This is a genomic window from Bradyrhizobium acaciae, assembly GCF_020889785.1.
Lineage (GTDB): Bacteria > Pseudomonadota > Alphaproteobacteria > Rhizobiales > Xanthobacteraceae > Bradyrhizobium > Bradyrhizobium acaciae.
In genome coordinates this window covers 1-10,945 of the sequence record NZ_JACMYK010000031.1, presented here as the reverse complement: position 1 = coordinate 10,945, position 10,945 = coordinate 1, and the positions used below count along the sequence as shown (strand labels likewise).

Sequence of the window (10,945 nt, the reverse complement as noted above, 5' to 3'; positions counted from 1 at the left end):
GGTCGTAGTGCCGCATGCGCGGCGCTACGTCACCACCGTCCGCTTCGGCTCGACGATCTCGAACATTCGCGGGAATTCATCCATCAGCATCATCAATTCGCCGAGCCGCTGCGGATCGCCTGCCACCTTGACCTTGCCAGCGCCGACGGCGTCCGGGAACGTGGTCAGCTTGGCAATGACCTCGTCGAGCACACCGCGAGCCAGCGTAAAGCTGGCATGCGCGTCGGTCGCCTGCGCGCCCTTGACGTAGGTCAGCGCCGAATTCTCGAGATTGAGCACGAAGGTTTCGCCGGTGTCGGTAAAACTCCAGTTCAGCACGATGCGCTTGCCTTCGGCCTTGGGGCCGTTGAGGCGGACGCCGAGCACGTCCCAGAGCTGCTCGGTGCGGAGCGCGGCCAGCGTCTCGCGCGGCATCGGCGAACGGGGTGGTGTCTTCGGCATGCCCTGCCGCAGCTCCTGCGCCCCGAACAGATAGGCGTTGCGCCAGGTCGAACTCTCGGCGGCATAGCCGAGCTGCTCGAATGTGTCGGCCAGCAATGCGCGGGCCGCCTGGTTGTCAGGCTCTGCAAACACGAGGTGGCTGACGGCTTGCGCCACGAAGCGGAATTCGCCCTTGGCGAAGTCGGCCGCGGCGCGTTTCAAGATCGCATCGGCACCGCCCATATACTCGACATATTTCCTGCCGGCCTCGACCGGCGGCAAGGCGTCGAGATTGACCGGATTGGCGTCGTACCAGCCGAGATACTTCTGATAGATCGCCTTCACATTGTGCCTGATATGGCCGTAATAGCCGCGGCCGTGCCAGGCGCCCTCCAGGCTTTGCGGCAGGCGGATCGTCTCGGCAATCTCGGCCGCATTGAGCCCGTGGTTCATCAGCCGGATGGTCTGGTCATGCGCGTATTTGTAGAGGTCGCGCTGCTCGCGGATCATGGTGTCGATCCGCTCGCGTCCCCACACCGGCCAGTGATGCTGGCCGCACATCGCCTCGGCCTTGCCGCCCCACATCCGCAGGGCTTCGCCGAGATATTTCGACCAGGCCAGCGCATCGCGCACATCGGCGCCGCGGAACGGCAGCAGATTGTGGAAATTATGCGTGCAGTTCTCGGCGAGGTTCAACAGTCTGTAGCGCGGGATGAAGAAGTGCATCTCCGCCGGCGCCTCGCTGTTCGGCGCCATCTGGAATTCAAACTCGACGCCGTCGATCACGCGCTTGTCGCCGGTCGCGATGATCAGATCGGTCGGCCGCAACAGCGCGACGCCGCCCGCAGCCATGGTCTTGCCGAGACCGCAATCGACATGGCCGCGCGCGCCCTTGGCGAGGAACGGCCCGAACTGGTACTGCGCGCGGCGCAGCATCGCAGGTCCCGCGATGATGTTCTCGGAGACTGCGTGCTCCATGAAGAAGTTCGGCGCGATGATCGGCACGCCCGCCGCCAGCATGGCGTCGTCGAGCACCCCGCGTGCGCCGCCCCAATGATCGGTGTGGGTGTGGGTGAAGATGACGGCCGCGACCGGCCGCGTGCCGCGATGCTGGAAGTACAGCTCCATCGCGGCGCGCGCGCCCTCGATCGAGGTCAGCGTGTCGACCACGATGACGCCCTTGTCGCCCTCGATCAGCGTCATGTTGGCGATGTCGAGGCCGCGTACCTGGTAGACACCCGGCACCACCTCGAACAGGCCGTGATGCATGTTGAGCCGCGACTGTCGCCACAGGCTCGGATCGACGGTCGCGGGTGCCTTCTCGTCCGAGAGGAAGCCGTACGGCTCGAGGCTCCAGACCACCCTGCCCTGGGCCGAGGTGACGCGCGCATTTTCGATGGTGCCGAGGAAGCCGCGCGCGGCGTCGTCGAAATCCCTGGTATCGGCGAACGGCAGCGCCTTCAGCGTGGCCTCGTGCTGCGCGATGACCGGCGCGGATGCCGCCTTCGGACCTTCGTGCGGCGCTTCGCCTGCGGTTGTCTGGGTCATACTCAGGCACTCCCTCGTTTGGCGGAAACTCAGTCTCGATCGCGCATCGTTCAGCGGAATTGCAGGCCTTCGAACTGGCCGCTGCTGCGCCACTCGTCGATATATTTGAAGTAGGCCAATGCGCCCGCCGGATAGCCGACATTGAGCTTCGCCGCCGGCCCCGGCTCGCGTCCCTCATTGTTGTAGTAGCCGGGCGTGCAATCGGGCCCGCCGATCATCCGGCCGACCGCAGTCAGCAGCAATTCGACCCAGCGGTCCTCCGCCTCCTTGCTGACCTCGATTTCCTTGAAGCCGTTGTCCTGCGCGTGGGCGACCATCAGGGCGATGGTGCGCGCCGCTTCGGTCAGATTGTGCGGCACGTTGGAGATCAAATTGGCGCCCTGCGTCGGCTGCACGAAGAACAGATTCGGGAAGCCATGCACATGGATGCCGTGCTTGCTGCGCATGCCCTCGGCCCAGTGCTCCGACAGCTTGATGCCGGCCCGGCCCGTCACGTCGAAACCCGCCCGGCGCTTGTATTCGGTGCCGACCTCGAAGCCGGATGCGTAGATGATGCAGTCGAGCGGATATTCCTTGCCCGCGACGACGATCCCGTTCTCGGTGATCTCCTCGACGCCCTTGCCGTCGGTATCGACCAGATGCGTGCCCGGCGTGTTGAACGCCTGAAGATAGGCGTCGTGGAAGCATGGTCGCTTGCAGAGCTGACCGTACCAGGCCTTGAGATCCTTGGCCGTCTTGGGATCGTGGACGATGGTGTCGACGCGGTTGCGGATCTCCTCCATCTTTTCGAAGTCGGAATCCTCGAACGCCGCCCGCATGTTTTCCACGGTGCGCTGCTCGCGCGGCAGCAGCATGACCTTGGCGCGGATCCGCTTCGACAGGTCGGTCCAGCCGTCCTGCACCAGATCTTCCTCGGCGGATCCACCGGCCTGGTTGGCGGTGAAATTCTCCAGCCAGCGCTGTTGCCAGCCCGGCGTCGCGATATCGGCAAACCAGTCGGGATCGATCGGGCCATTGCCGCGCACATCGACCGACGACGGCGTGCGCTGGAACACGTAGAGCTCCTTGCAGGCGCGCGCGAGGTGCGGAATGCACTGTACCGACGTCGCGCCGGTGCCGATGATGCCGACCCGCTTGTCGGCAAGCTTGTCCATCAGCGCGCCATTGGGATCGCCGCCGGTGTAGTCGTAGTCCCAGCGGCTGGTGTGGAACGAGTGGCCCTTGAAGCGCTCGATGCCGGGAATGCCGGGTAGCTTCGGCACATGCAGCGGGCCGGTGCCGATACCGACATATTGCGCGGTGAAAGCGTCGCCCCTGGTGGTGCGAATGATCCAGCGCGATTGCGCCGCGTCCCAGTCGAGGCTCGTCACCTCGGTGTGGAACAGCGCGTTGTCGTAGAGATTGAACTGCCGGCCGATCCGCTGGCAGTGCGCAAGGATTTCGGGCGCATGCGCGTATTTCTCCGACGGCATGTGGCCGGTCTCTTCCAACAGCGGCATGTAGACCATCGAGGCCGTGTCGCATTGCGCGCCGGGATATCGGTTCCAGTACCAGGTGCCGCCGAAATCGCCGCCCTTCTCGACAATGCGCACATCCTTGACACCGGCCTCGGTCAGCCGTGCCGCGGTGGCGAGCCCGGCAAAGCCGCCGCCGATAAAAGCGAAGGTGACGTGGTCGGTCTTCGGCCCGCGCGCCACGACCGGCGTGTAGGGATCCTCGAGATAATGCGCGAGCTGGCCCTTGATCTGGAGATACTGGTCGTTGCCGTCAGGACGCAGCCGCTTGTTGCGCTCCTCCTGATATTTCCGGCGCAGCCGCTCCTTGTCGATCGCGGAGGGTTTTGCGTCACGGGCTTGCTCGGTCATCGTCATCGGAAGGCGCCTCGCTCCAGCGGTTTTATCCTTATTTCCGGCAGATAAACCGATATCGACACGATTTGCAAATTCATTCCGATATATTGACAAACCCGGCCGTTCGAGAACAATATTCCGTATGACAGCATCTTCCCCTGCCGAAATTCAGGCGGATCCAGCCTTTGCGACCACCCTGGCCCATGGGCTCGACGTGCTGGCGGCCTTCCGCCGCCACCCCGGATCGCTGTCGAATGCCGAACTCGCGCTGCATACCGGCCTGTCGCGGCCGACGGTGTCGCGGCTGACCTATACGCTGGAGCAACTCGGCTATCTCAGGCGCGACGCCAAGGGCCGCTTCGTGCTCGGGCTCGGCGCGCTTGCCGCCGCCTATCCTGTGCTGTCAGCGCTGAAGGTGCGCCAGCTTGCCCGTCCGTTGATGCGGGACTTCGCGACCTACGCCGGCGGCACAGTGTCGATCGCGATGCCGTTCGGGATCGACTTCATCTATGTCGAGACGCTGCGCACGACCGATACGGCGCCGCATGTGCCCGACGTCGGCTTTGTCAGCACGCTGGCGCCGACCGCGGTCGGGCGCGCATTGCTGTCGTTGTTCAGCGAGCAGGAGCTCGGCGCCTACGTCGCGCGCGTCAAGACCGAGCGCCCCGACGAGTTCGATTACGTGCAGAAGCGCACATTGCCCGATGTGGAATTATGCCGCGAACGCGGCTTTGCCATCTCGCTCGGCGAATGGCGGCGCGAGATATTCGGTGTTGCCGCCCCGCTTTATCGCACGCCGACCGGCGAATGCCTGTCGGTCAATTGCGGTGTCCCCTCCTACCGCTTCAGCGCCGAGCAGATCGAGCGCGAATGTGGCCCCCGCATCCTTGGGCTCGCCCGCAGCATCCGCGCGCTGGTGGAGGAAGGCTAGAGCGTTTTCGAGCGAAGTGACGACCGGTTCGCGTGAAGAAAACGCGTCAAAACTAGAATATGGATCCCCGTTCCGATTCCATCGGAACGGAAAAAGCTCTAGGCGGCGCGCTGGCGGCTGCTGCGATCGCCATTGACGCATGCGGGCTCGGCCGCGAAGACATAGCCGCCGCGGCGCTCTTTCGCCCGATACAGCGCCGTGTCGGACCGGGACAGTAGCGCCTCGACGGTCGTGCCGTGGTCCGGCGATAGGGCGATACCGATGCTGGCCCCGATGATGATCTCATGATCGCCGAGCTGATAGGGCGCGCTGACCGCCTCGAAGATTCGTCGCGCCATGGCTTCGGCATCGCCGCGGGACTGCGGCGTCGCCTGGAGCAGAATGAATTCGTCGCCGCCCATGCGCACGACAAGATCGGATCGGCCAGCAAGCGACGACAATCTTGCCGCCACCTGTCGCAGCAAGGCATCGCCGACCGGATGGCCAAAGCGGTCATTGGCGGCCTTGAAATGATCGAGGTCGATGGCATGGACCGCGACCATCGCGCTGCCGCGTTCTGCGATGATCCCGGCAAGGTCGGTGGCAAGCACCGAGCGGTTGAGCAGGCCAGTCATGGGATCGAGACGTGCGAGTTGTTCAAACTTCCGCTTCAGCGACATCTGGTTCAGCGTGTTGTCGTAAGACAAACGAACCATCTCGACGCCTGCGACGATGAAGACCAGGAACATGACGCCCAGCGCTAGATGCGGCAGATCCCGGGCCTTCATGAAGCTCGCGACGACCGCGGGCAGCCCCACCGCCGCGAAATCCAGGATCGCCACCATCGGGCGCAACGACAACCGCGCGACGATCCCCGCACTGAAGCCAAAGGCGATACCGACCGCCATGACCAGGCAGATTGCGTCACCGACAAACAGGCTCCGGCCGGCAAACAACCCGATGATCAGAGCGGCAGCGACGCTGCCGACCGCATAGCGCCATTCCCAGACGATGGCCTCGGCCCGATCACGCAGTGGCCTGCGCCGGGTTTGGGTCCGGAACGCGAGCACGCCGAGCAGCCGTACCACGGCGACGACGACGCCACCGATCGTCAGCGCCGCGGAGAGGCGATCTCCGGTCGCGCTGACCGAGATCGCGCCGACAATCGCCAGACAACCGCCAGCAATCAGGATCGGAACCGTGGTCCCGTAAAGATTGCCGATCATTTCCAGATAGACGGCGTCGGAGATCGATGCAGCGCCAGACTTGAATCTCCCGAACGGCATGGTCTTCCCCCGAAACGACCGTCAGCCTACCGGGAGGATGTAAAAGCACCGGGGTCCAGATCGCTAAAATTGAATCGACTTCAGCGCATCGAGGAAACCATTAACTGCGTCCCACAGCGGAGCTAGTCATGCGGCGCCGGCCCAGTGTCGCGGTACGCCCACAGACACGCATGACGCCGATCCGGTCGCCAAGCACCACCGCCTCGGCCTGGTCATGGGCGACATGGAGCGCGGTCATCCCGGTCTGATCGAGAATGACGCGCAGGTCGTCGCGCAGCCGAAGGCAGTGGCATCGAGGTTCGACAGCGGCGCGTCGAGCAGCAACAATTGCGGCCGGTACACCATGCTGCGCGCCAGCGCAACGCGCTGCATCTGCCCTCCCATCGGATGCAGTTTCGCATTTCCGCGACATGAATCGTCCTTCCGCCGCGACCGCCCTAACCGCAGGCTTTCTGCGCCCGCCCCGACAAGGCCACTTCGCATACGCATCATGCAATGGCGCGACTGGGGAACGGGAAGGCCACGTAGTACATGGCCACCCGGAGACAGTTTCAGGCATGCTCGAGAAGACCCCGACCACCGCGGCAGCGGCGCCGATCACCGATGGACTGCCAGATGGGCTGCCTTGGGCGACCCGGCGCTGGGCGGTGGCCGCGATCTTCACGGCGCTGGCGATGGCCTCGCTCGACACCGCGATCGCCAACATCGCGCTGCCGGCGATCGCCAACGATCTGCATGTCAGCCCTGCGGAAGTGGTCTGGGTCGTCAACGTCTACCAGATCGCCCTTGTCGCCACGCTGCTGCCGCTCGGCGCACTCGGCGAAATCGTCGGCCACCAGCGGATCTATCTGGGCGGCCTGTTGCTGTTCACATTGGCGTCACTCGGCTGTGCGCTGGCATGGTCGCTGCCAAGCCTCTTGGTCGCGCGGACGTTACAAGGGCTCGGCGCCAGCGGCCTGATGAGCGTCAACACCGCGCTGGTGCGCTTCGTCTATCCGAGCCGGATGCTGGGCCGCGGCTTCGGCCACAATGCGCTCGTGGTCGCGACCGCGTTTACATTGGGACCAACCATCGCCTCTGGCATCCTCGCGCTCGGCCCATGGCCGTGGCTGTTCGCCGTCAACATTCCGTTCGGCATCATTGCCCTGCTGATCGGCATGAAGACGCTGCCGAAGACGCCGCGCGCCGCCCACGCCTTCGACTTCACCGGCGCCGCGCTGGCCTGTGCCTGCCTTGGCCTCTTCATCATCGGCATCGGCAGTGCCGCCCACAAGACCGCGCCATCGCTTGTCATCGCCGAGCTGGTCGGAGCCGTTGCGTTCGGCTGGATCCTGACCCGGAGGCACGCCGATCATCCAGCGCCGATGCTGCCGATCGACCTGTTCCGCCGCCCGATCTTTGCGCTGTCGGCCGCGACCGCGGTCTGCTCATTCGCCGTGCAGGGCCTCGCCTTCGTGTCGCTGCCGTTCTACTTCGAGGACATTTTGCACCGCTCGCAGGTCGAGACCGGCTTCTTCATGACGCCGTGGCCGCTGGTGGTCGCCTTCATGGCGCCGATCGGCGGCCGGCTGTCGGATCGTTATCCGGCCGGCATCCTCGGTGGCATCGGCATGCTGCTGCTGGGACTCGGCATGGTGCTGCTCGCGACCCTGCCGGCGGAGCCCAGCGTCGCCAACATCGTCTGGCGCACGATGGTCTGCGGCATCGGCTTCGGGTTCTTCCAGACTCCCAACATGAAGGCGATCATGTCGAGCGCGCCGTCGCATCGCAGCGGCAGCGCCAGCGGCATCGTCGCGACCGCCCGGCTGACCGGGCAGACCACCGGCGCTGCGCTGGCCGCGCTCTGCTTCGCATTGGCCGATCGCGAGGGCGCCACCGTGGCGCTGGCGCTCGGTGCCGGCTTTGCCGCGCTCGGCAGCGTCATGAGCTTCCTCCGTCTGGCCGTCGCCTCACCGCAAAGGTCATGACAGGCATGTGATGCGCGCAGGGGCGCGACCATACACCGCGCCATCAACTTTCTTCCGCGCTGCAAGCGCATATTCTTGATTTGAACGGTTCCAGTTTCGAGGCCAACATCACCCCGAAGTCCAATCGGAGGATTGGACCATTCAGGGGAAAGCGATGGCAAACCTCAAGATCAACGGCAAGACAATCAATGTAGACGTCGAGGACGACACGCCACTGCTGTGGGCGATTCGCGAGAATGTCGGACTGACGGGGACCAAATACGGCTGCGGCATTGCACAATGCGGCGCCTGCACCGTGCATGTCGACGGTGTCGCGATACGCTCCTGCGGCATCACTGTGAACGAAGTGGCCGGCAAGGAGATCACCACCATCGAGGGTCTCGCGGCGGGCGGCGTCATGCACAAGGTGCAGCTCGCCTGGATCGCCAGCGACGTGCCGCAATGCGGCTATTGCCAGAGCGGCATGATCATGGCGGTGGCGGCGCTGCTGAAGGAAAACCCGAAGCCATCAGACGACGACATCAACGACGCCATCACCAATATCTGCCGCTGCGGCACCTTCCAGCAGGTGCGCGAGGCGATCCATGCTGCCGCGAACGCGTGAGGAGGCAGCCATGAATCTGCAAGTCAACCAACACGTCATGCCAAAGCTTAACCGCCGCGCCTTCGTGATCGGAACGGCAACCGCCGGCGCCGGTCTCGCACTCGGGCTCGACTTGCCGTTCGGCGGCCCCGCCGTGGTGCGCGCGGCCGACGGCGCGCCTGAAGTCAATGCCTGGGTGGTGATCCGGCCCGACGACACCGTGGTGATCCGCATCGCCCGCTCCGAAATGGGCCAGGGCACGCTGACCGGCCTCGCCCAGCTCGTCGCCGAGGAGCTGGAATGCGACTGGTCGAAGGTCACGACCGAATATCCGACGCCCGGCCAGAGCGTCGCCCGCAAGCGCGCCTGGGGCGATTTCTCCACCGGCGGCAGCCGCGGCATCCGCACCTCGCAGGACTATGTCCGCAAGGGCGGCGCTACCGCGCGCGTGATGCTGATCCAGGCCGCGGCCAATGAATGGAAGGTGCCGGCCGCGGAGTGCAAGGCCGCAAACAGCGTCATCACCCACACGCCCTCGGGCAAGACGACGACCTACGGCAGGGTCGCGGAGGCCGCCGCCAAGCTCGAGCCGCCGGCCGACGTCAAGCTGAAGGACCCGAAGGACTGGACCATTGCCGGCAAGGGTCTGAAGCGGCTCGACACAACAGACAAGACCACGGGCAAGATGATCTACGGCATCGACGTCAAGCTGCCGGGCATGCTGAACGCCGCGATCAAGGACTGTCCGGTGTTCGGCGGCAAGGTGAAGAGCTTTGACGAGGCCAAGATATCAGGCATGAAGGGCGTCAAGAAGGTGGTGCCGGTCGGCGACAGCGCGGTCGCGGTCGTCGCCGACACCTGGTGGCACGCCAAGACCGCGCTGGATGCGCTGCCGATCGTCTGGGACGAAGGCGACAACGCCAAGGTCTCCAGCGAGACGATTGCGAAGTGGCTGGCCGAAGGCCTCGACAATGCGCAGCCGGCCTATGTCGGCAACCAGAATGGCGACGCCAAGGCGGCGATCGCGGGCGCCGCCAAGAAGGTCGAGGCGGTCTACAGCTACCCGTACCAGAACCACGCCACGATGGAGCCGATGAACGCCACCGTGCTCTACACGCCGGACAAATGCGAGGTGTGGTGCGGCACGCAGAATGGCGAGGCCGCGTTCGCGGCGGCGCTGGAGGCCTCGGGCCTGCCCGCGGACAAGGTCGACGTGCACAAGCTGATGCTCGGCGGCGGCTTCGGCCGGCGCGGCATGACCGACTATGTCCGCCAGGCGGTGGCGATCGCCAAGCAGATGCCGGGGACGCCGATCAAGCTGCTGTGGTCGCGCGAAGAGGACATGCAGCACGGCAAGTATCACCCGGTCACGCAGTGCAAGCTGACCGGCGCGTTCGATGCCGACAACAATCTGGTCGCGCTGCACTACCGACTGTCGGGTCAATCCATCCTGTTCTCGGTGCGCCCTGAAGCGTTGCAGAACGGCATGGACCCGGCCGCGTTCCAGGGCGTCGCGCAATCCGGCGAGGCCGCGATCGGCTATTCGGTGCCGAATCTGCTGGTCGAGCATTCCATGCGCAATCCGCACGTCCCGCCGGGCTTCTGGCGCGGCGTCAACGTCAATCACAACGCGATCTACATGGAATGCTTCATGGACGAGTTGGCCCAGGCTGTCGGCCAGGACCCGCTCGAATTCCGCCGCAAGCTGATGGGCAAGAACCCCAAGCATCTCGCGGTGCTCAACGCCGTGGCCGAGAAGATCGGCTGGAGCACCCCGGCGCCAAAGGGCGTGTATCGCGGCGTCGCGCAGGTGATGGGCTATGGCAGCTATGTCGCCGGCGCCGCCGAGATCTCGGTGACCGACGGCAGCAAGATCAAGGTGCATCGCATCGTCGCCTCCACCGATCCCGGCTATGTCGTCAATCCGGCGCAGGTCGAGCGGCAGATCGCGGGCTCCTTCGTCTACGGCCTCAGCGCACTCTTCTATGGCGGCTGCACCGTGAAGGACGGCCGCATCGAGCAGACCAATTTCGACACCTACAACTCGATGCGCATCAACGAAATGCCGAAGGTGGAAGCGGTGATGGTACCGAGCGGCGGGTTCTGGGGCGGCGTCGGCGAGCCGACCATCGGCGTTGCAGCACCGGCGGTGCTCAACGCCTATTTCGCGGCGACAGGAAAGCGCATCCGCTCCTTCCCGCTGCGCAACCAGAACATCTCCTTCGCCTGATCAAACCGGAAGCGGCGGCCCGACCGGCCGCCGCTTCCTTTTTCTGGATTGTCGTGCATGGCCGTCACGCGTCATCAGACGCGCAGGGATGTAATCCGTGGCGCCGCTGCCGTTGCAGCGGCGGCCTTGGCGCGTCCGGCGTTGGCCCAGG

General features: G+C 65.0%; 9 protein-coding genes. 5 read left to right on the top strand and 4 right to left on the bottom strand.

Annotation, left to right across the window (positions count from 1 at the left end):
* Positions 1-24: 24 nt before the first annotated feature.
* Together H8A92_RS15165 and H8A92_RS15160 are read right to left on the bottom strand one after the other, a co-directional pair.
* Positions 25-1,968, bottom strand: a complete 1,944-nt coding sequence (locus H8A92_RS15165) for an alkyl/aryl-sulfatase (protein ID WP_229196538.1) — start codon at positions 1,966-1,968, stop codon at positions 25-27.
* A 50-nt stretch (positions 1,969-2,018) separates the two neighbouring features.
* Positions 2,019-3,839 (bottom strand): flavin-containing monooxygenase, encoded by a 1,821-nt coding sequence (locus H8A92_RS15160; protein ID WP_229196537.1) that lies wholly within the window; start codon positions 3,837-3,839, stop codon positions 2,019-2,021.
* 121 nt (positions 3,840-3,960) lie between these two features.
* On the opposite strand from H8A92_RS15160, the gene H8A92_RS15155 reads away from it, so the two are divergent.
* Complete coding sequence (locus H8A92_RS15155) at positions 3,961-4,749, top strand: IclR family transcriptional regulator (protein ID WP_229196536.1); 789 nt, start codon at positions 3,961-3,963, stop codon at positions 4,747-4,749.
* A 98-nt stretch (positions 4,750-4,847) separates the two neighbouring features.
* On the opposite strand, the gene H8A92_RS15150 is transcribed toward H8A92_RS15155, so the two are convergent.
* Complete coding sequence (locus tag H8A92_RS15150; protein WP_229196535.1) at positions 4,848-6,014, bottom strand: GGDEF domain-containing protein; 1,167 nt, start codon at positions 6,012-6,014, stop codon at positions 4,848-4,850.
* Between the two features lie 234 nt (positions 6,015-6,248).
* Complete coding sequence (locus H8A92_RS15145; protein ID WP_420831325.1) at positions 6,249-6,386, bottom strand: hypothetical protein; 138 nt, start codon at positions 6,384-6,386, stop codon at positions 6,249-6,251.
* Positions 6,387-6,571: 185 nt separating this feature from the next.
* Between H8A92_RS15145 and H8A92_RS15140 the strand changes: the two genes are divergently transcribed.
* The 4 genes from H8A92_RS15140 to H8A92_RS41185 form a co-directional block, all read left to right on the top strand.
* Complete coding sequence (locus H8A92_RS15140) at positions 6,572-7,981, top strand: MFS transporter (protein ID WP_229196534.1); 1,410 nt, start codon at positions 6,572-6,574, stop codon at positions 7,979-7,981.
* Positions 7,982-8,135: 154 nt separating this feature from the next.
* The gene (locus H8A92_RS15135) at positions 8,136-8,585 is read left to right on the top strand and encodes a (2Fe-2S)-binding protein (RefSeq protein ID WP_229196533.1); all 450 of its coding nucleotides are present in this window, start codon (positions 8,136-8,138) and stop codon (positions 8,583-8,585) included.
* A gap of 10 nt (positions 8,586-8,595) precedes the next feature.
* Positions 8,596-10,794, top strand: a complete 2,199-nt coding sequence (locus H8A92_RS15130; RefSeq protein WP_229196532.1) for a xanthine dehydrogenase family protein molybdopterin-binding subunit — start codon at positions 8,596-8,598, stop codon at positions 10,792-10,794.
* 57 nt (positions 10,795-10,851) lie between these two features.
* The coding region (locus H8A92_RS41185; RefSeq protein WP_420831326.1) for a twin-arginine translocation signal domain-containing protein at positions 10,852-10,945 on the top strand (94 nt) is incomplete at its 3' end.